The following is a 20,495-nucleotide window of genomic DNA, read 5'->3' on the forward strand; positions in this document are numbered from 1 at the left end:
CCCATGGTACGCCTCCCGGCTCTTCTGTTGATTCTCGCTTTGTCCGCCGGACCTGTTTTCGCACAGAAAACTAAGGCAAAAAAGGGTCCTAAAACCGGAGGTAGCTTTCTGTCAAAACTGGACCGAAAATATGCCAAGTATTTCGCTGCTCTGGGAGCCGGGAAGGGAAAATCTTATTGGAATTCGGAGTTAGGTAACACGCTCATATATGACCTCAGCGGCGCATCCTATGCCTCCGGTAACATCAAGTTCAGAACATCCGGTGTCTACGACAACTATTTTCTGGATGTGTGTATGCCTATTTCTACTTTTCGCCTGGGCATTGGGATCAATTTCCAGTATCATTACATCGACAGGCTGACACTCGAACAGGCAACCGGGGATAAAATTATTTTATATTCCGAATCTTTCAGGATGGATAAGATCTATGTGCAGTATGAGGTGCCCTTTGCACCAAAATCTGAGCATCCCCTGGCTTGCAGCCTGAAAGGCCATATCGGGTACTTCGGAGTTTCATTTGTTGATCACCATAACTTTTTTGGAGAAGAAGCCTTGGCGCAAACATGGTTTTTTACAATGGGACTTCTTCCGGATTTTAAACTCTATCCGCACACCTATGTTTTTCTCTTTCCTCATTTGGAATTCACCTATTTTAATAATTCCAAAGCAGAGAATCCTTCGGAGATCAAACACAGGATTTTTCAGTGGAATGTGTCCGCCGGAATACGGGTGGACATATCCAAGGAGTAACTATTTCAGTTTGTCTTTCAAAAAGCGGGCAGTATGACCCTGGGATTTTTTTACCAGGTCTTCCGGCTTGCCTGCGAAAACCACTTCTCCGCCTGCTTCGCCTCCTTCGGGCCCCATATCAATAATCCAGTCGGCGCATTTGATTACCTCTGCATTATGTTCAATAACTAAAATGGAATGTCCCTGATGAATCAACGCATCAAAAGCCAGTAGCAACTTTCGGATATCGTGAAAATGCAATCCGGTGGTGGGTTCGTCAAAGATAAAGAGGGTTGTTTTTCCGTGCGTACCCATTCCAATGAAGGAGGCCAGTTTGATACGCTGTGCCTCGCCACCGCTGAGAGTGCTGCTGGACTGACCCAGATGGACATATCCGAGTCCAACATCATCCAGTGGCCGTAGTTTTTCCACAATGCGGTGACATGCTGAAGTATATTCCGGAAATGACTCACCTGCTGAGCGGAAGAAATGCATGGCATCACTGACTGTCATCTCGAGGATGTCAGCCGCGTTTTTTTCCATAAACACAACTTCAAGAATGTCCTGTTTAAATCTCTTTCCGCCACAGGAATCGCAAGGCAGATGGATATCTGCCATAAACTGCATTTCTATGATCACTTCACCTTCCCCATGACATTGATCGCAACGGCCTCCCTCTACATTAAAGGAGAAGTGTGAAGGTTTGTATCCACGTAATTTCGAAAGTGGCAGATGGCAGAACAGGCTGCGGATCTCATCGTACGCCTTTACATATGTCACAGGATTACTTCGGGAAGATTTGCCAATCGGATTCTGATCAACAAATTCCACCTGCTCAATGCGATCCACGGAACCACCGAGCGAGGTAAACTTGCCGGGAATATCCGAACTTCCGTCCAGTCGCTTCCGGAGGGCATTGTAGAGGATTTTTCTGACCAGGGTAGATTTTCCGCTTCCGCTCACACCTGTAACAACCACCAGCCCATTCAGCGGAAGCCGGACATTGATTTTTTTCAGGTTATTCTCTGCCGCACCTTTTACTTCAATGTAATCATTCAGAATTCTTCTCCTGACCGGCATAGGAACCTTTTCGGCGCCTCCCAGATAGGCGGCGGTCCATCCTTTTCCGCTTTTTACCAGTTCTCTGAGTGTGCCCTGGAAGACTAATTCCCCTCCTCTGGAGCCTGCGTCCGGACCAATGTCAATAATCTCATCCGCCGCCTGCATGATCTCTTCATCATGTTCTACTACAATAACGGTATTACCGATGTCCCGGAGTTGTTGAAGTACTTTGATCAAACGATGTGTGTCGCGCGGATGCAGCCCTATACTGGGTTCGTCCAGGATATACATTGAACCCACCAGGGAACTACCCAGCGAGGTGGCCAGGTTGATGCGTTGCGATTCACCTCCGGAAAGCGAGTTGGATAACCTGTTCAGTGTCAGATATCCGAGTCCAACGTCCATCAGGTATTGCAGGCGATTACGGATTTCCAAGAGAATGCGGCGCGCTACCTTTTCGTCGTGTTCATTCAGTTTTAGGTTGTGAAAAAAGGCATACAGATCGTGCACCGGCATAAGAACCAGTTCAGATATATTTTTCTTTCCTACACAAACATACGTCGCATCCCTCCGGAGCCGCGTACCTTTGCAATCCGGACACAGTGTCTTTCCCCGGTATCGTGCCAGCATTACCCGGTACTGTATCTTGTACAGATTTTGTTCGAGCATCCTGAAAAAATCCCGGATACCGGAAAAGTGCTTATTTCCTTCCCATAATTCTTTCCGCTGCGGGGCACTGAGATCTTTATAAGGTTTGTGAACAGGGAAAGAAGTTTTTGCAGCATGTTTGATTACTTCCTTTTTCCATTCACTCATCACTTCGCCGCGCCAGCAGGCCACCGCATCCTGGAAAACAGAAAGGTTGTCGTCCGGTATCACCATGTTTTCATCAATCCCAATAATACTTCCGTAGCCTTCGCAGGTTTTACACGCTCCAACGGGATTATTAAAACTGAAGAAATTAACGTCGGGTTCTTCAAAAGTAATACCGTCCATCTCAAAATGGGATGAAAAGGTTTCCATTTGGTTTTCCCGGATCAACTCATTATTCCTCAACGGAGCAATGGCACATTCTTTATTTCCTTCAAACAAGGCCGATTGCACGGAATCGCTGATCCTTGCGGTGTTTTCTTCCTGGTCAGGATCGGAGGTAATCCTGTCTATTACCAGCCATTCTTTTCCGTCATGCGTACCTTTGTGCGCATGAAGCTCTTCAATGCGCGTTATTTTTCCGGATGAAAGGATACGGGAAAAGCCCTGTTGAATCAATAATTCAATTTTTTGACGACGTTCTTTCGGTTTTAGGGTTGGGAGTGGTGCAAGAATTAGAAAATGAGATTGAGCGGGGAGGCTAAGGCAATAGGCAACCACATCCGACACACTGTGACGCTTCACTTCCTTCCCGGAAACAGGGGAGTAGGTGCGCCCGGTTCTTGCAAACAATAACTTCAGATAATCGTAGATTTCCGTAGAGGTTCCAACGGTGGATCGTGGGTTCCGTGTGGTGACCTTCTGCTGTATCGCCACCGCCGGTGAGATCCCTTTTATAAAATCTACTTCCGGCTTATTCATTTTTCCAAGGAATTGCCGTGCGTATGCCGATAAGCTTTCTACGTAGCGCCGTTGTCCTTCAGCAAATAAGGTGTCAAACGCAAGAGTGGACTTTCCTGAGCCGGATAAACCGGTGATAACCACAAGCCTGTTGCGGGGAATAGCAACGGAGATGTTCTTCAGATTATGAAGCCGCGCTCCCTGGATATAAATATAACGCCGCGTATCTGTTGTATGGGAAACATCACTCATCAGGCTTTGAACAACGGATATTTCTTCATCATCGTATTCACTTTCTTCTTTACCGCGGAAATACGTGTTTCGTTGTCTTTATTCATTAGCACTTCGTCCAGGAGATCCACCACCTTTATCATGTCTTTTTCTTTCAGCCCCCGGGTAGTAATGGCCGGTGTTCCGATCCGGATACCGGAAGTTACCAGCGGAGATTTATCATCATAAGGAACCATGTTCTTATTACATGTGATATCCGCCTTCACCAACGCACTTTCTGCCTCCCTGCCGGTGATGTTTTTTGAACGGAGGTCAATCAGCATGCTGTGATTCTGGGTTCCGCTGGAAATGATGTGATACCCCTTATTCATCAGGGCATCGGCCAGCACCGAAGCGTTCTTTACTACCTGGAGACAGTATTTCATGTATCCGTCCTGAAGATCTTCACCAAAAGCCACTGCCTTTGCGGCAATCATATGCTCCAATGGACCACCCTGGGTTCCGGGGAAAACGCCACTATCCAGCAGAGAAGACATCATTCGTGTTTCACCTTTCGGTGTGGTGATTCCCATCGGATTCGGAAAATCTTTTCCCATCATAATCAGTCCGCCCCTCGGACCGCGTAAGGTTTTATGCGTAGTGGTAGTTACTACATGGCAATGAGGGAGTGGATCATTGAGAATTCCGCGGGCGATCAGTCCGGAAGGGTGGGAAATATCAGCCATCAGGAGTGCTCCCACTTTTTCTGCGATCTTGCGCATACGCTCATAATCCCAGTCGCGCGAATAAGACGAAGCTCCGGCGATAATCAGTTTCGGACGTTCGCGGGTAGCAATTTCTTCCATGGTATTGTAATTCACCCTTCCTGTTTCCCGGTCAACGCCGTAGAAGACGGGGCGATACAGTTTGCCGGAAAAATTAACCGGTGATCCGTGAGTCAGGTGTCCGCCATGTGACAGGTCAAAACCAAGCAGGGTATCACCGGGTTTGAGAATTGCGAGCATCACCGCGGAATTGGCTTGCGCGCCGGAGTGAGGCTGAACATTTACCCAGGCAGCATTGAACAATGCTTTGGCACGATCAATGGCAAGTTGTTCAACCTGGTCAACCACTTCACATCCTCCATAATATCTCTTGCCGGGTAGTCCTTCGGCGTACTTGTTGGTCAGAACGGAGCCCATCGCGCTGAGCACATCGTTACTGACAAAGTTTTCGGATGCAATCAGTTCTATCCCGCTCATCTGGCGGTGCTTTTCCTTCGCGATCAAGTCGAAGATTTGATGGTCTTTGCCCATGGGTACAGTGTGAGAATGTAAAATTAGAATTTGCGGGCAATGCTGCGTTGACCCGGGGAATATTTTTTAACGGGTTTCAAGCAGTTTACATGCTGGCAGTACCATCATCAACGTGAGGGGGGTCTGCACAAAGTCCAGAAAGATCCGGGCAAAGTGGTATCCGTTATTGAAGTCGTTGAATACGAGGCCATAGAGATAGAAAATCCCGCCGAGAAGGCAGAAGAAAAGGTGAGCGACAAGGTTCAGATAGAGGTATTTGTGTTCCCGGAAATAATACCTGACCGTGAAATGCGCAATTCCGAAAAAAAGCAGGATAGTGAACAGGGTAAGGGGGAACTTCGCGTAATATAGGGTGTCGGCTTCCCAGGATTCAAGAAAGGAGAGGGAAGGAGGAAGGTGATAGTTTTCCTCACCGTACCATAACTTATATAACTGAAAATTGATGTTAACGAAGATAAAGTCCCTGAGAAATCCGAGCCCTGCAATCATGGATGCAATCATGATGCCGAAACTGACCTGTTTAATTCTTCGGTGATTCATCCGGCAGTGTGGGTTTGGATATCTTATTGGCCCACCACATCCATAGCAGAAAGATAACACCATAGACCAAAGCCTGAAAGGTATAGGTGTGGTTGAAATCCAGCCACTCTGTGTGATGAAATGCGATCAGAGATAAAACAGCGATACGTACTACATTCAACGTATGAATGATCGCTATGCCCGCCGGTATGAACCAGAGTTTCCTTTTCCAGGGTCCCGGCCAGGAGAGAATAAAAATCGTGAAAATAGCGAACAGGGTCAACCCGTTACAGGAATCGCCGATCCATACACCGTTCGAGCCGTCAATTCCCATGGTCCTGTAAATTTCATCATACGGTCGCTCAATGAGAGGATATCCCATCCACTCCAGAAAAGTTGTACTGTGGGATATAAGTACATCAATGGTCAGTAGATTCAGACGGGTGCGGGGTGTTATATAAAGCTCGTACAGCAGGTACCAGATCAGATACAGTGTTCCCGCTTTTAGCAGAAATACAAAAAACTTATTCTTTAAGAGGTTTGGAAACATAGGGTCAAAAAGAAAGCTGAGGGTTACTCAGCTTTTGCGGTGTTTCGCTTTTTCTTTACGTCGTAGAGCTTTTTTCCCCCATAAGCCGCTCCGGCAACAAGAAGGAAACTCAGTCCCCCGTCAACCGGAATGCAGGGAGGTGGCCAGCAGGGTGGTCCCATCGGCGGTCCCATGGGTGGTCCCATGGCCGCAAAAATATCTGCACATCCCAAAATCAGGAATAGTGTAAAAATCAGTAAGCGAAGAGATAGTCTCATTTAGTGCAAAGGTAATACTATTTGTTTATTACGGCTTTATGCGTAACCGTTTGACCATGGACTGTTACCGAAATCAGGTAGATGCCGTTCGTCTCAGGAATGGAGATGGGAAGTGTCTGTTCCCCGACCACCTCGGTGACGCTGGAAATTAACTCGCCCACCGCATCGTAAACCGATATCTGAACGGGGGTGTTGGGATCAAGACTGAATTGCAGCGAGGCAGATTTGCCGTCATTCAGAAGAAGTACTTGCCCATCGTTAAAGAACGTATTATCAACCGTTTTATTAAGCGCATCCTCACACGCGTTTTGTTCTCTGATGAAATAAAGCAGAAAGCGGTCAGGATCCTCGTTCATCCCGATAGTCACCTTAAATACGGGTGTTTCCCTGAGATCATGCACTTTTCCTGTTACCAGATCCTTGATCAGAACACATGAATACTCGTCAATATTGGATGCCCCGTTTATTGATAGTGTGTAGATACCATCTGCACCTACTTTTGCCCGAACGGGAATTACCACTACATCTTCTATCGGGGCGAAGGCGTTTTTCACAAGCAACAGATTCCCCTGGTGAACCATGGTAAGATTGGGAGCTACTTTGTTTGGGCTCTTTACGAAGCGTGCGTCCAGTCCGTTATCGTAACCGTTCGTTGCATTTTCATCCAGATCAACAAAAATTTCATGAGAAAAAGAATTCAATTCTGAAGAGATCTTAATGGAAAGGTCGTGGATGTTAGCAACCCTGTACCAGGTAGAGGCTGTGCTGGGGGATTTTGACGACTGGGTAATATTGAGGGTTTGGCCGGAACCGGTGGCATAAACCCAGAATCCCTGGTGTGGTGCGATCATATCCCCGGCACCATACGTTATATAGTTTCCTGTATTATCATAAATGTAAAAGGAGGCATCAACGCCCGGAGATGCGGCGAGGATGGTAGACCAATCTACGAAAGCATTTTGACCGTTTCCAACCACATTTCCTCCAGGGTCCGGGGAAGCACCGGTGTAACTCAGAGAGATTGGCTGGGTGCCACTCACCGGGGTACCCGTAACATTGATTACTGAGGTTCCAAACCAATCTACCAGATCATCGCCAAGAAAAAGGGTATACCCCTGATCAGGATCCAATGCGGTAGCTGTTGTTGTGATATTTACCCAGTCACCGGATGGTTCATCCCATTGGGTTACGGAGTAAAAAGTGGGACAGCAGGCAGTCCCATCAGGGCCTCCTACAGCACTCATGTAAATTTCATTATCCCAGTCCGCCAGGGTAGTGCCGCTAACAGGTGTAGCAAGATCAACCCAGTTGGCTGCACGGGGCGAAATGTAACGATTCATAACATAGCCGGTGCCGGTAAAAGTGCCCGGGCCGCCAGCAATGATGGCATGTTTAAAAGCAGAGGAAGGCCAGGTGAATGATGTACCGCCGGAGGTGGACATATTGCCGGAAGTAGGGATGTACGAATTGGAAATGGTATGGTTGCCAGCAGCCAGGGTAACGCCGGGTCCGGTATTGGCTACTTCAAAATCATAGAAGGTGTGATCCAGTCCGGCAGTAAGAATCTGAGCTCCGGAACCATTCATGGTTACTTTTCCTGAACGGGCATTGAAAGTGCTGTTCATGGCAATGAAACCAGCAACGGAGATGTTGTAATTACTGGCGCTCACATCGAGTGTTCCCGCAGAATGAGTGAAGTTACCCGTGCAGGAAATGCTGCTGGTGAGCGTCATGGTTGTAGTCGTGGATTTAATGATACTGTGAAATGTTTCTGTTCCCGCAACCGTTTTTCCTACACTAACGGATCCGGTTCCCTGGAAGAATATGGTACTCGTTGCAGGCGAAAAAGTGCCGCCGGAGTTAACCCAGTTACGGGTCACAAAGAGAAACTGAGACCCTGAACAAGCCATGGTGCCTGCCGTAATGGTAACATCACGTCCAACGGAAATATTGGATGTAAGGGTCAGTGTACCGGTGTTGTATCGCTGAAAATTGTAAAACACCTCTGTTCCTACCAGGCGATTCAGCGTTTGCGCCCCAGTTCCTTCGAAACGAACAGCCCCTGTTCTGGGATTAAATACTCCCCCGTTATTCTGCCAGTCGCCCTGAATATAAAAAGAGTAGGGGTAGGTATTTACATCCAGCGTTCCCGAGTTAATGGTGAGATCGTCGGTGAGCCTTACATGCGTATTGAAAAGTACGGTTCCGGTACCGGAACATGTCATGTCGCGGAAGGTTTCCGTAATAGGTTTGAAAATGGTTTGCGTACCTGCACTGTTAAAAATGATATCGAATGATGTTAGATTGGCTACTCCTGAATTGTTTACCCAGTTACCGGAAGTTGTGAAGGTAAATCCATTGCCATTCAGTGAGGTGCTTCCGTTAATAGTGGTAGTACCGGTTACTACAACATTGCCCATCAGGGTTTTTCCTCCGCCTCCTGAGAATGTCAGGTTATTATAGTTGGTGGTAGCAGGCTGTACTTGTCCAACGTATACGCCCCTATATTCAAATGTATTTGGGACTGCGCTGCAATCCAGTGTTCCAGCTATGCTATTGAAATTCCGACCGATTACGCAGGTAGATCCGGCTTCGTTAACGAAAGTGGTTCCTGCAGTGATTCCGAGGGTTTCAGAGTATAAGGTGATGGAACCAAAATTTCTGACCGTACCTGTGCCATACAGACGGATACCGCCTGGAGCATTAATAACCGTACCCGCGAGAATGGTAGCATTATTAAAAAAAACATAATGCCCCGTGGCCGAGATTACAGCGGCCCCCTGAACAGTAGACACCCCGGTGAAATTTGTATTTCCAAGACCAGTGTATGTACCATCCACGTCCAGGTGGTTAACAATATTGAAAGTAGAACCTTTGGTAAGTGTTGCCCCAGCCAGGATCGAAAGACTTTTGCAATAGGCATACGCACTTGTCGAAATAGGATTTCCGGCAGTAATAACCACAGAGTCTGCCGAAGTCGGCACCTGTGCCGGAGACCAGGAGCCGGCTACATGCCAGCTTCCACCCCCGTTAGCAGAGGAGATTGTAGCTGCAATAGATTGCTGATGGATGCAAAGAACGATCAGTGCAACAGCACCAAGTGTAAATTTTCTCATTGGTTACTTATTTGTGTAAATATACGAGCAAAGCGCGGTAAATGTTTGGTCATTAGTCGATTAAACACCCTTCTTTGTCTAATTACAAATGTAGGCATTGCGCATAAATATTGCTCATTATCAGAGGATATTTCTTTCTGTGGGATAGGGGAGTCATGGCTTGCTTTTAATTGATTTTCACCTTTTTAGTTCAATTTCATACCTTTGCGGCAGATGAGTGAGTCAAGTGGTCTGATAAACCTGAACGACCTCAAAAAGGTAATCCGCCTTGCCCGGCGGAACTGGTGGGTTGTACTCCTATGTGCCGGAGTTGCGTTTTTCTCCAGTTATATCTACACACATAAAATGGAGGATATCTATGGTGTAGAGTTGCATATCTTATTAAAATCAAACGAGGAATATAATCCGGGGAGCGTGGTCGGCGAGAATTATGGGAGCTATTACGGCTACAAGTCCTTTATTGACAATGCGAATGAAACAAGAGTTATTCAGTCCTATGACCTGATCGCCAAATCAATTGACCGCCTGAATTTTGAAGTGTCTTATTTCATTCAGGGGCGCTTGAAGACCACTGAACAATTCACGGGAATGCCTTTCAGAGTCACTTTTTCTACCATCAAGCCATGGCTTTATGGTCAGATGGTCAGAATGAGGATTCTTGACGAAAAGTCTTTTTCTATTTCATATCTGAACGCAGGAACGGAAGTCACTAAGGAAGGACGGTTTAATGAGGAACTGATAGATACTGACTTTAATATATTGGTATCCCTCTCACCTACATTCACTAAAGAGTCATTGGCAAAATTGTCAGACATAGAGTACCTCTTCCGGATCAACCGGAAGGAGGACCTTATAAATCAGTTCAAGTATTCACTGGAAGTAGAGACACCTGATTATACGAATGTTCTTATTTTGAGATTGAAGGATGTTATTTCAGAAAGAGCCAGGTTGTTTTTGGATACTTTATCAAAAGTATATATCGAAAATACCGTGAAAACGCGGTTGGATTTGAATGAAAACACACTGAAATATATCCAGAGACAAATGACAGAGGTGGTGACGGCCCTCGACACCATTGAAGATACGCTGATGCAGTACCGTGAAATCAATAATATCCTTGATCTTGAAAAGGAAAGCCAGGAGTTTTTTGACAAAATGAGTACTTACCAGGAAAAACGGACCAAGTTGAATCTGGAATTGGAGGCTTTGAAGGATCTGGAAAAGTACATCATCGAGGATAAAGATCCGGAATTTCTTCCCCCCTCTGCTTATATCAGCATTACGGATGGATTCCTTCAGAAGAGCACGACTGAACTGTATCGTCTCCAGCTAACAAAAAATGAAATGCTGGTGAGTCAAACGAAGGATAACCCGGCCTTTAGCGCTCTGGAGGGCAGAATACTGGAATTTAAAAGGATACTGCTGGTATATATTTCCAATTCCAGGAAAGCTACCAAAGAGGCCATGGCCAATGTGGAGACCGAAATCAACAAGTTTGTTACCAGTCTTAAAACCATTCCGGTTAAATCCCGTGGGGTAAACAACATTCGCCGTAAGCTCGGAGTAAATGAAAATCTCTACACGTTTCTTTTACAGAAAAAAGCAACAACTGAAATTGCCAAAGCCAGTATCATCCCGGAAACCAAGGTAATTGAACAGGCGCGCTCGATGGGTATTGTGAGCCCGGACAAACCAAAGATCAGGTATTCTTTTCTGCTTGGCGGACTTCTTATAGGGCTGCTGATTACTTTCATCCGAATATTCTTTTTCGCACGAATTGAGAATTTCCAGGATCTGAAAGAAAACACGAATCTGCCGCTGATCGGAGAGGTGGTTCACACTTCCGGGGTAGAGAACTTCAAGATTGCCCTGGATTCTCATCCAAAATCAGCACTTGCGGAATGCTTCAGGTCTATTCGTACCAACATACAGTATGTGCCGGTGGATCAGGAGCACAGAACCATCCTGATCACCTCCGGAGGTCCGGGTGAAGGGAAGACTTTTTGCAGTATGAACCTGGGTTATATTCTGGCGAAAGCGGGGAAAAAGGTTATTCTGCTCGAATTTGATCTTCATAAGCCGAGGATACAAAAGAGTTTGCAGATGGAGGCGGATGTAGGTATTTCAACCATCGTGGTGGGTAGAACTACCATTGCAGAAAGCATTAAGAAAACCGAATTTGAGAATCTGGATGTACTCCTGTCCGGCCCCATTTCGCCTAATCCCTCCGAACTTCTTTTGTCACAACGTATACAGGACATATTCGATTATTGTAATAATCACTACGACTACGTTATTGTCGATACGGCACCCATTGGGCTTATTTCAGATGCCCTTGTTTTGATGAAATTCTCCGACATCAAGTTGTTTGTTCTGAGTACCAGGTTTGCAAGACCCGATTCGGTGAAAAGCGTGAATGAATTGGTAAGCGCCAATCAGATTCGGAATTTCTTCTTCCTGTTGAATTCTGTTAAACAGCGCCGGTCACGGTATTATTACAGCAGGTATGGCTATGGCTACGGTTACGGTTACGGCTACGGCTACGGTTACGGCTATGGTTATGGGAAAGACACTTCTGGTAAAGCCTAACGATCTGTAGATCAGCAATTAACACACGCATCTTCCCTTTACTGTAACTTAATGATGGTAGATTTCGTACATTTATGAGTAATTTAATTACTCATAAATGATAGGAACATTAGTATCGTCAAAGACCAGGATCAAGCTTCTCCTGAAATTTTTTCTGAACTCAAACAACACGGCCTATCTCCGGAATCTTGAGGAGGAGTTTGGAGAGTCGACCAATGGTATCCGTTTGGAACTCAACCGGTTTGAGGACGCCGGCTTCCTGGAATCTTATTCCAGCGGTAACAAGAAAATGTTCAGGGTTAACAAGCTGCACCCGCTGTTCAAGGATATTCACAGCATTGTTTTAAAGGTAGTCGGGCTCGACAAGGTGTATGAATATATCCTGCAGAGGATAGGATCCCTGGAAAAGGTCTATCTGGTCGGCAAGCTGGCACGGGGCCAGGATTCAGACATCATTGACCTGGTGCTGGTTGGGAAAATTGACAAGGTATATCTCCTTGAACTTATTGAAAAAGCGGAGAAAAAAATGGACAAGAAGATCCGCTTTATTCACTTTGAAGTTGCCGAATTCGACTTGAGTAAGATTTCGGAGCCGGGTCTGGACCCACTCCTGGTTTGGGAAAAGTAGGTTAATAACTCCCTTTCCGAACAGGTCGGATCGGACAGCATACGATTGAAATTTGAATACTCAGCCCATGTGACTGAGGTGGCGAAGCCGTGAAAAAGTGGTATGTATTGTATGTAAATGTCCGTCATGAGAAGAAAGTGATGGAACGCCTGACACAAGCAGGTCTTGAAGCGTATGTTCCGCTTGTTAGTCGTGTGAGGCAATGGAGCGATCGGCGAAAAAAGATTGAAGAACCCTTATTCACGGGCTATGCTTTTGTAAAACTGCTTTCGCAAGAGTTCGACAAGCCAAGGTACATCCCAGGTGTGATTAATTACCTCTCCTTTGAGGGAAAGCCATCAGTGGTCACTGATAGGGAGATAGATGCGCTGAAATTTTTTGTCACTCATGGTTACGATCTTGAGTGTGAAGAAACCGAATTCCTTCCCGGCGATAAGGCGATACTCAACCTGGGTCAGTTCCGGAATCTTCCCGCAGAGATCGATCAGATCATTGGCAAGGGGTATGCTTATGTATCTTTCGATGGAATGAAAAAGAACATCCGTATCAAAGCTCCGATCGGAGCACTGAAACCGGCAAGAAAATAATGGGAAAGAGTGCCTGGGATATAGAAATAAGTCCTCGTTCCGGATGGATGGTCCTCCCCATACGCGAAGTTTGGCGATACCGCGACCTTGTTGGATTGCTGGTTCGCAGGGATTTCGTGGCAAACTACAAGCAAACTATTTTAGGTCCCTTATGGATTGTGCTTCAACCGGTAATCACTTCGCTCACATTTGTGATTATTTTCAGCCGGATTGCAAATATTCCCACCGATGGCGTTCCCTCCATACTATTTTATCTTGCTGGCATTACGTGGTGGTCATACTTCGCTGATTGTCTTGTGAAAACTTCGGGCACCTTTATTGCCAACGCCAATGTCTTTGGCAAGGTATACTTTCCGAGGATTATCATGCCCCTTTCTGTTGTGATTTCAAATCTCGTGAAGTTGTCTATACAAACATTGGTTTTTACTATTATTTGGTTGTATTATCTCTTCAGAGACGGGAACATCACTCCACACTATCAGTTGCTTTGGCTGATCCCCGTTTTGATTCTGATTCTTGGTGTGATGGGGATGGGAGCAGGCATTCTTATTTCATCTTTAACTACCCGTTATCGTGATCTGGCATTTCTTGTGGGCTTCGGTGTACAGTTGCTGATGTATCTTTCACCTGTGGTGTATCCGCTTTCTGTTGCCGGAGAGGAAGCTTCTTCGGTGCTGTTACTGAATCCTATTGCATCTGTTCTCGAAGCGTTCAAATATATCTTCCTTGGAAAGGGTTTTTTTAGTTTTGCCGCATTAGCATATAGTGCATGCTTCGCTTCAGGAATACTTATTGCCGGCTTGCTTGTATTCAATAAAGTTGAAAAGTCCTTCATGGATACAGTATGAATAGGCCAACTGTCATACAAGTAGAGAGCATTTCAAAGCAATATCGTTTAGGCGTGCTGGGTACGGGTACCTTTACCCGCGACGTCAGTTCATGGTGGGCCCGCGTTCGTGGAGAAGAAGATCCGAACAGCAAAATCGGAGAAGTGAACGATCGCACAGTCAAAGGAAAATCCGGCCTGGTATGGGCGCTTCGGGATATTAATTTTGAAGTAAAGCAAGGTGATGTGCTGGGAATCGTCGGAAAAAATGGTGCCGGGAAATCAACGCTCCTTAAGATCCTCTCCAGAACAACATCTCCCACCACAGGAAGAATTAGAGTGAAGGGAAGAATTGCGAGCCTGCTGGAGGTTGGAACAGGATTTCATCCGGAACTCACCGGGCGTGAAAATGTCTTTCTTAATGGTGCTATTCTTGGAATGACCAGAGCGGAAATTCGCTCAAAATTTGATGAAATCGTGGATTTCAGCGGAGTAACGAGATATATTGATACGCCGGTTAAACGCTATTCTTCTGGAATGTACGTGCGGCTTGCCTTCGCCGTGGCCGCTCACCTGGAGCCGGAGATCCTTGTAGTAGATGAGGTGCTGGCCGTGGGCGATTTCGAGTTCCAGACCAAATGTCTGGGTAAAATGAAAAAAGTATCACAGGAAGGACGTACGGTTCTTTTCGTAAGTCATAATCTGACTGCTGTACGGAACTTGTGTAATACGGGCTTATTGCTGAAAAACGGAGAGGTGGATTATTTGGGAGGTGTCTCAGAGGTTATTGATCGCTATATTGGAAAATCCAGTCTGCAGGACAGGCCTGTTTTCAAAGCAGCTGAGCAGCCGGGCAAGGAGGCTCAGATCCTCGAAGTCCGGCTAGAACCTGGCGCTTCTGGTTATTTTGATATCGCAGGTGAATTCAAAGTGTTTGTGCGGTTTAAAGTTAATGCCCCGATAACAGGACTTGCAGCCGGATTTTCTATTGCAAGAGCGGATAGTACCGAACCTGTACTTGCCTCGAATGAAGCGGAACTGAATCCGGAATCGCTGAAGCTCCGGATCCCGGGTGTTTATGAAAGCACAATTAAGGTTCCGTCAATGATTCTCAATTCTGGGCTTTACACGATCAGGGTTGGGCTAACAGCTCAGCGGCAGATTTATTCCGTGGTGGATGATCTGCTTTTTGATTTGAAAGATTCAGCGGGTATTTTTTTAAAGCTGGGCTATGAAAGGAAGAACGCCATCCTGTCTACTCAATTGCCATGGGAAACTAAATGGATCGAACAATGAAAGTGCTGATCACAGGTGCGGACGGTTTCATCGGGTCACATCTTACGGAGCTAATGCTCAGCGAGGGACACGAAGTCACCGCCTTATCTTATTACAACTCGTTTAATTTCTGGGGGTGGCTGGAGGATATTCCGCATCATCCGCGATTAAAGGTGGTCTCAGGCGATATTCGCGATCCCCATTTTTGCAAAGATCTGGTAAAAGGGCAGGACCTCGTTTTTCATCTGGCGGCCCTGATCGCCATACCTTATTCTTATCATTCGCCGGCCAGTTATATTGATACCAATGTTGCCGGGACGATGAACATGTGCAAGGCAGCACTTGAAAACAATTGCCGGCGTATCCTGGTGACTTCCACAAGCGAGGTATATGGAACCGCCAAGTACGTACCCATTGATGAAAAGCATCCCCTCCAGCCTCAATCACCCTATAGCGCCAGCAAAATTGGAGCAGATGCAATCGCAATGAGTTTTCACCATTCTTTTGGATTGCCGCTTACCCTCGTGCGTCCTTTCAATACCTACGGGCCGAGACAGTCTGCTCGAGCCATCATTCCTACAATCATTTCACAGGTGCTCAACAATTATGAGGAGATTTCAGTGGGTGATATCACACCTACGAGAGATTTCACTTTTGTGGAGGACACTTGTCGTGGTTTTCTCGCTCTGGCCGAATGCGAAGGTGCGGCGGGGAAGGTGGTAAATATCGGTACAAATACAGAAGTCTCTGTGGCTGATCTCATTGACATGATTAGTAAACTGACGGGAAAGAAAGTCAAATACAAACAAGATGAAAGCCGGCTGCGTCCCAAAGGATCTGAAGTCTATCGGTTATGGTGTGATAATTCCCTGCTGAAGGAACTGACTTCTTTTTCTCCTGCCGTTACCCTGGAGCAGGGATTACTCAAGACGATAACCTGGTTTTCACTTAAAGAAAACCTGGCTAAATATAAAGCACACTTATACAATGTCTGAACGCGCTGTAATTCTTGCGGGTGGGAAGGGAACCCGTTTGAGACCGTATACTATCGTCTTCCCAAAACCACTGATGCCGATCGGGGATTTTCCCATTCTTGAATTGGTGATACGTCAGTTAGCAGAAAACGGTTTTGGTCACATCACCCTTGCAGTGAATCACCAGGCAGAGTTGATAGAAGCCTTCTTTAAAGACGGAGCAAAATGGGGAGTGAAGATTGACTATTCGCTGGAGGATAAGCCCCTGGGAACTATGGGGCCGCTTAAGCGCATTGAGGATCTTCCGGAGGATTTTCTTGTGATGAATGGTGATGTAATGACGGATCTTTCCTTTTCTTCCTTTCTTGATCGCCACAGATCATCCGGAGAAATTTTTTCCATTTCCTCATACCAACGTAATCAGGTTTCGGATTACGGGGTGTTAGACGTGGATGGTGAAGGCGCATTAAGCGGATTCCGGGAAAAACCCTCGGTGAGCTTCCAGGTCAGTATGGGTGTTTATGCTGTGAACAGGAAGGCGCTTGATTTTATACCGGCCGGTTCGGCATTCGGCTTCGATCAGTTGATGCTTGATTTTCTAAAGGCTGGAAAAATCGTGAACGTGTTGCCCCATAATGGGATCTGGCTGGATATTGGACGCCCGGATGATTATGAAAAGGCGATCGAAACTTTTGCCGAATCCAGGAAACTTCTGTTAAAAACAACATAAGAACAATGCCAGTTAAAATTGCAGTATTATTCGACCAGAGTAATACGTGGATAAAAAGAAAATGGGAGGAATGTTTTTTAGAGGAGATGCTTCCCACGGGTTTCGATTTACAGTTGTTTACAAATCCTGAAATTGTTAAGTCATACGAAATTGTTTTTGTTCTCGGATATACCAGGATACTACCCGACTCATTTATTACAAGCAATGCGCTGATCCTCCTGATTCATGAAAGTGCACTCCCTGAAGGGAAAGGTTTTTCACCCGTTCAGTATCAGGTGTTAGCAGGTAAAAATGAAATACCGGTATGTTTAATTGAAATGGCTCCTGAATTAGATTCAGGAGATATTATCTTAAGAGATAGTATTAAGCTGAAAGGTCACGAATTGTTAGATGAAATACGCCAGATACAATTTGATGTCACAATACGACTCTTGATTCGTTTTTTAAGTATTTATCCTAATTTCAATCGAGAAAAACAAGAGGGAAATTCTTCGGTTTATCCTCGCAGAACCGAAAAAGACGATCAGTTAATACTGGATGCTTCAATTGCGGATCAATTCAATCATTTCCGAATAGCTGATAACGAGAACCATCCTGTGTATTTTATGAGAGGTGGTATAAAGTACTTATTAAAGATTTACAAGCAGGATTAATGGAAAGACATACCCCCATCAATAAAGGAAATTATGAAATGGATACGGAACAGCGCCTGCAAGCATTTGAACGTTTGCGTGGTTTGGGATGGGAGGAAGAATACGCAGATTACAGGAGAAAATGGTCTGAATATCCGGCTTCTTTATATGTGTCGGACTATCCATTGCTCCTTGATCTGGAACTTGCTTCCGTTTGCAACCTGAGGTGCCCCATGTGTTATACCATCACTCCTGAATTCAGGAAAAAGGTGAATGCGAAGCTGATGGACTGGGAGCTTTACACTAAACTTATTGATGAAACCGCCGGAAAGATAAGCGCTCTGCGTCTGAGTCTCAGAGGTGAGTCCTTCTTACACAAGCGATTTATTGATTGTATTAAATATGCTAAAGACAAGGGAATTAAAGAGGTATCCAGCCTCACTTCCGGGAACAAGTTCAGCCCGGAATTCACCCCCGGGGTAATTGATGCAGGTATAGACTGGATCACCGTATCAGTTGACGGGGTGGGAGATACTTACAACAGGATCAGGAAACCGATCACTTTCAATGAAATACTGGAAAGTCTTAAGTTCATTAAGAAGTACAAGGAGGAACGTGGACTGAAGAAACCGGTAATTAAAGTGCAGGGTATATGGCCGGCAATCAGAGAGAACCCTCAGCTTTATTACGACACGTTCGCACCCTATTCCGATTTGATTGCCTTTAACCCGCTGATTGATTTTCTTCACCGGGAGGAGAACCCGCCCTACATTAATAATTTTACCTGCCCTCAACATTACCAGAGGCTGGTGGTTGGGGCCGACGGCCTGGTAATGATGTGTTCAAATGATGAAGAAAATACGGAAGTGATCGGTGATGCAAATAAGCATACCATATATGAAATATGGCATGGCGAAAAACTCAGCAGGATGCGAAGCCTGCATGCGAAAAATGAGGGATTCAAGGAGATCCCCGTGTGCAAGAAGTGTTATTTGCCCCGTGTGATTGATGAGACGGAAACAGCGAAGGTAAGCGGACGTACATTTACAATTAAGAATTATCTGAACGGCTCCCAGATTATTGGTAAAAATGGCATTTCATAAGATGAAGCTTTTCGAAAAGATAAAGGATGGAGTATACGTGATCGCAGAGATCGGCGGTAATTTTATCACCTTCAGAGAAGCGGCTCTTCTCATTGATGCTGCAGTTGCGTCAGGTGTGGATTGCATCAAGATCCAGACGTTCACAGCAGAACGGATCTGTATGTCGACTGCCATGTTCGACATGGAAAATACAGGGAAAATTCGGCAACGGGATTACTTTAAAAAATACGAAATATCGGAGGACATCCATCGGAAGATATTTCAATATATTGCCGGTAAGGGAGTAGACTATCTTTCCACCCCTTCTCATTTCACGGATGTGGATATGCTGGAACGACTCAATGCGCCGGCTCATAAGATCGGAGCCGATGATGCAACAAATATTCCTCTTTTAAAATATGTGGCGCGAACCGGAAAACCCGTTTTGCTCTCTACGGGTATGTGTACGCTTGAGGAGGTAAGGGCGGCCGTAAATGCAATTAAAGAGGAAGGTAATGATCAAATCGTTGTATTTCACACTGTCAGCGGCTATCCTACCCATCCGCGAAACGTGAACCTGGAGGTGATACCAGCACTGATCAGGGAATTTCCTCAACATCCTGTCGGATTCTCGGATCATACAGTAACACCGTTAGCTTCTTTATTCGCGGCGGCGAAAGGAGCTCGGGTTCTGGAACGGCATTTTACCCTGGATAAAATGGCGGATGGACCGGATCACATGCTGTCTTCAACTCCGGAGGAAATGAAGTACCTCGTAGATTCTTTAAAGCTTCTGCCCTTGATGAAAGGAGTTGATGTGAAACAGCCGTTCGGACCCGAGATCATGAACAGGCAAAACAACCGGAAATCATTGGTGGTGATAAAGCCGATGAACAAGGGAGATTTTTTTAGCAGGGAAAACCTGGATATATTAAGGCCGGGGACCGGAATACCCCCTGTAATGTTTGAAAACGTGATCGGAAAAAGGTGTTCATGCGAACTCCCGGCGGATCACCTTTTAACTCCGTCTGATATTGAGCAATAATCCGGGTATTATTCTTCAGGCACGCATGGGCTCCTCGCGTCTCCCGGGAAAATCAATGATGCAGATCGGAGGTACCAATTTACCAGGATATATCTTGCGAAGATTCAAAAATGCAGGATCATCACTGCTGATCGTTTTGGCAACAACCTCCAACGAATCGGATGACGTGTTGGCGGAATGGGCTATCGCTGAAGGAATCCCGGTTTTCAGGGGAAATGAGCAAAATGTTTTGGATCGATACGTCACATGTGCCCGACAGTTTGGTTTTGATCCTGTCATCCGGCTTACCGGGGATAATCCTTTTGTTGATATACCGGAACTGAACAGATTGATGCAAATGTTCAATGAACAGAATTGCGACTACATAAGTTCACATGGGTTGCTTCCTCTTGGATCGGGTGCTGAAGTGTTTTCCTTAAGGGCATTAACCCAATCCCTTCAGAAGGCGGATAGGCCGGATCATTTTGAACACGTGAACGAATATATTTTGCAACACCCGGGTGAATTCAGAATCGGACTATTTGCGATGGATCCGGAAAAGAATTTTCCGGATGTGAGATTAACGGTGGATACCATGAAGGATCTCAAGAATGTGCAAAGTCTGGTAAAACATGATACAGATCCTGGGGGAAGCATTCTTCCGCTTTTAAAAATATGTTTGGGGTCTGCCTAGAGGCTTCAGGGGTCGTGGGATACGGCCATTTTTTTCGTTCGCTCATCGTAGCCCGGGAGCTTATCGAAGGGGGAGAAAAGGTGATGCTATTTATGAATCGTGAGGACCGGTTGATTCAAAGAATTGAAAACTCGGGAATACCAT

At 45.8% G+C, this 20,495-nt stretch carries 18 protein-coding genes; 12 read left to right on the top strand and 6 right to left on the bottom strand.

All coding sequences use genetic code 11. The features are described 5' to 3' along the window. The first annotated feature begins 3 nt into the window (after positions 1-3). Positions 4-750, top strand: coding sequence for a hypothetical protein (locus IT233_10215; protein MCC7303005.1), 747 nt, complete (start codon positions 4-6; stop codon positions 748-750). Here IT233_10215 and uvrA read toward each other — a convergent pair whose 3' ends face one another. The 6 genes from uvrA to IT233_10245 form a co-directional block, all read right to left on the bottom strand. Beyond that, entirely contained in the window at positions 751-3,594 is a 2,844-nt protein-coding gene (gene uvrA / locus IT233_10220) for an excinuclease ABC subunit UvrA (protein ID MCC7303006.1), read from the bottom strand. It abuts the gene before it with no gap. Then, on the bottom strand, positions 3,594-4,868 hold the full coding sequence (locus IT233_10225) for a serine hydroxymethyltransferase (protein MCC7303007.1): 1,275 nt from the start codon (positions 4,866-4,868) through the stop codon (positions 3,594-3,596). The genes uvrA and IT233_10225 overlap by 1 nt, the downstream gene beginning before the upstream one ends. A 66-nt stretch (positions 4,869-4,934) precedes the next feature. Continuing rightward, positions 4,935-5,408: a hypothetical protein gene (locus tag IT233_10230; GenBank protein ID MCC7303008.1), complete on the bottom strand. Its 474-nt coding sequence runs from the start codon at positions 5,406-5,408 to the stop codon at positions 4,935-4,937. After that, entirely contained in the window at positions 5,389-5,937 is a 549-nt protein-coding gene (locus IT233_10235; protein MCC7303009.1) for an archaeosortase/exosortase family protein, read from the bottom strand. The genes IT233_10230 and IT233_10235 overlap by 20 nt, the downstream gene beginning before the upstream one ends. 23 nt (positions 5,938-5,960) lie before the next feature. Beyond that, on the bottom strand, positions 5,961-6,194 hold the full coding sequence (locus tag IT233_10240) for a hypothetical protein (protein MCC7303010.1): 234 nt from the start codon (positions 6,192-6,194) through the stop codon (positions 5,961-5,963). Between the two features lie 17 nt (positions 6,195-6,211). Continuing rightward, positions 6,212-9,310 (bottom strand): T9SS type A sorting domain-containing protein, encoded by a 3,099-nt coding sequence (locus IT233_10245; protein ID MCC7303011.1) that lies wholly within the window; start codon positions 9,308-9,310, stop codon positions 6,212-6,214. Between the two features lie 213 nt (positions 9,311-9,523). Here IT233_10245 and IT233_10250 point away from each other — a divergent pair, with 213 nt between their 5' ends. The 11 genes from IT233_10250 to IT233_10300 all read left to right on the top strand — a co-directional run bounded on the left by IT233_10250 (position 9,524) and on the right by IT233_10300 (position 20,351). Then, positions 9,524-11,899: a polysaccharide biosynthesis tyrosine autokinase gene (locus IT233_10250; GenBank protein MCC7303012.1), complete on the top strand. Its 2,376-nt coding sequence runs from the start codon at positions 9,524-9,526 to the stop codon at positions 11,897-11,899. Between the two features lie 97 nt (positions 11,900-11,996). Beyond that, entirely contained in the window at positions 11,997-12,527 is a 531-nt protein-coding gene (locus IT233_10255) for an ArsR family transcriptional regulator (protein ID MCC7303013.1), read from the top strand. Positions 12,528-12,616: 89 nt separating this feature from the next. Next, positions 12,617-13,114 (top strand): UpxY family transcription antiterminator, encoded by a 498-nt coding sequence (locus IT233_10260; protein MCC7303014.1) that lies wholly within the window; start codon positions 12,617-12,619, stop codon positions 13,112-13,114. Next, a complete protein-coding gene (locus IT233_10265; protein ID MCC7303015.1) occupies positions 13,114-13,962 on the top strand; it encodes an ABC transporter permease in 849 nt (282 codons plus the stop codon). Before IT233_10260 ends, IT233_10265 begins: the two co-directional genes overlap by 1 nt. Then, positions 13,959-15,236, top strand: a complete 1,278-nt coding sequence (locus IT233_10270; protein MCC7303016.1) for an ABC transporter ATP-binding protein — start codon at positions 13,959-13,961, stop codon at positions 15,234-15,236. Before IT233_10265 ends, IT233_10270 begins: the two co-directional genes overlap by 4 nt. After that, positions 15,233-16,210 (top strand): SDR family NAD(P)-dependent oxidoreductase, encoded by a 978-nt coding sequence (locus IT233_10275; GenBank protein MCC7303017.1) that lies wholly within the window; start codon positions 15,233-15,235, stop codon positions 16,208-16,210. The genes IT233_10270 and IT233_10275 overlap by 4 nt, the downstream gene beginning before the upstream one ends. Continuing rightward, positions 16,203-16,919 (top strand): nucleotidyltransferase family protein, encoded by a 717-nt coding sequence (locus IT233_10280; protein MCC7303018.1) that lies wholly within the window; start codon positions 16,203-16,205, stop codon positions 16,917-16,919. Before IT233_10275 ends, IT233_10280 begins: the two co-directional genes overlap by 8 nt. Before the next feature lie 5 nt (positions 16,920-16,924). Continuing rightward, positions 16,925-17,572 (top strand): methionyl-tRNA formyltransferase, encoded by a 648-nt coding sequence (locus IT233_10285; GenBank protein MCC7303019.1) that lies wholly within the window; start codon positions 16,925-16,927, stop codon positions 17,570-17,572. Then, positions 17,572-18,654, top strand: a complete 1,083-nt coding sequence (locus IT233_10290; protein MCC7303020.1) for an SPASM domain-containing protein — start codon at positions 17,572-17,574, stop codon at positions 18,652-18,654. The genes IT233_10285 and IT233_10290 overlap by 1 nt, the downstream gene beginning before the upstream one ends. 1 nt (position 18,655) lies before the next feature. Then, positions 18,656-19,678, top strand: a complete 1,023-nt coding sequence (locus IT233_10295; protein MCC7303021.1) for an N-acetylneuraminate synthase family protein — start codon at positions 18,656-18,658, stop codon at positions 19,676-19,678. Continuing rightward, on the top strand, positions 19,668-20,351 hold the full coding sequence (locus IT233_10300; GenBank protein ID MCC7303022.1) for an acylneuraminate cytidylyltransferase: 684 nt from the start codon (positions 19,668-19,670) through the stop codon (positions 20,349-20,351). Before IT233_10295 ends, IT233_10300 begins: the two co-directional genes overlap by 11 nt. Positions 20,352-20,495: the final 144 nt, after the last annotated feature.

It is taken from the genome of Bacteroidia bacterium, from assembly GCA_020852255.1.
Classification (GTDB): domain Bacteria; phylum Bacteroidota; class Bacteroidia; order JADZBD01; family JADZBD01; genus JADZBD01.

Bases quoted from the DNA above. Each gene is read 5' to 3' on its own strand.
- IT233_10270 (MCC7303016.1), top strand. From the start codon at position 13,959: ATGAATAGGCCAACTGTCATACAAGTAGAGAGCATTTCAAAGCAATAT.
- IT233_10230 (MCC7303008.1), bottom strand. From the start codon at position 5,408: ATGAATCACCGAAGAATTAAACAGGTCAGTTTCGGCATCATGATTGCA.
- uvrA (MCC7303006.1), bottom strand. From the start codon at position 3,594: ATGAGTGATGTTTCCCATACAACAGATACGCGGCGTTATATTTATATC.
- IT233_10225 (MCC7303007.1), bottom strand. From the start codon at position 4,868: ATGGGCAAAGACCATCAAATCTTCGACTTGATCGCGAAGGAAAAGCAC.
- IT233_10235 (MCC7303009.1), bottom strand. From the start codon at position 5,937: ATGTTTCCAAACCTCTTAAAGAATAAGTTTTTTGTATTTCTGCTAAAA.
- IT233_10250 (MCC7303012.1), top strand. From the start codon at position 9,524: ATGAGTGAGTCAAGTGGTCTGATAAACCTGAACGACCTCAAAAAGGTA.
- IT233_10215 (MCC7303005.1), top strand. From the start codon at position 4: ATGGTACGCCTCCCGGCTCTTCTGTTGATTCTCGCTTTGTCCGCCGGA.
- IT233_10245 (MCC7303011.1), bottom strand. From the start codon at position 9,310: ATGAGAAAATTTACACTTGGTGCTGTTGCACTGATCGTTCTTTGCATC.
- IT233_10280 (MCC7303018.1), top strand. From the start codon at position 16,203: ATGTCTGAACGCGCTGTAATTCTTGCGGGTGGGAAGGGAACCCGTTTG.
- IT233_10240 (MCC7303010.1), bottom strand. From the start codon at position 6,194: ATGAGACTATCTCTTCGCTTACTGATTTTTACACTATTCCTGATTTTG.
- IT233_10290 (MCC7303020.1), top strand. From the start codon at position 17,572: ATGGAAAGACATACCCCCATCAATAAAGGAAATTATGAAATGGATACG.
- IT233_10275 (MCC7303017.1), top strand. From the start codon at position 15,233: ATGAAAGTGCTGATCACAGGTGCGGACGGTTTCATCGGGTCACATCTT.
- IT233_10265 (MCC7303015.1), top strand. From the start codon at position 13,114: ATGGGAAAGAGTGCCTGGGATATAGAAATAAGTCCTCGTTCCGGATGG.
- IT233_10295 (MCC7303021.1), top strand. From the start codon at position 18,656: ATGAAGCTTTTCGAAAAGATAAAGGATGGAGTATACGTGATCGCAGAG.
- IT233_10285 (MCC7303019.1), top strand. From the start codon at position 16,925: ATGCCAGTTAAAATTGCAGTATTATTCGACCAGAGTAATACGTGGATA.
- IT233_10255 (MCC7303013.1), top strand. From the start codon at position 11,997: ATGATAGGAACATTAGTATCGTCAAAGACCAGGATCAAGCTTCTCCTG.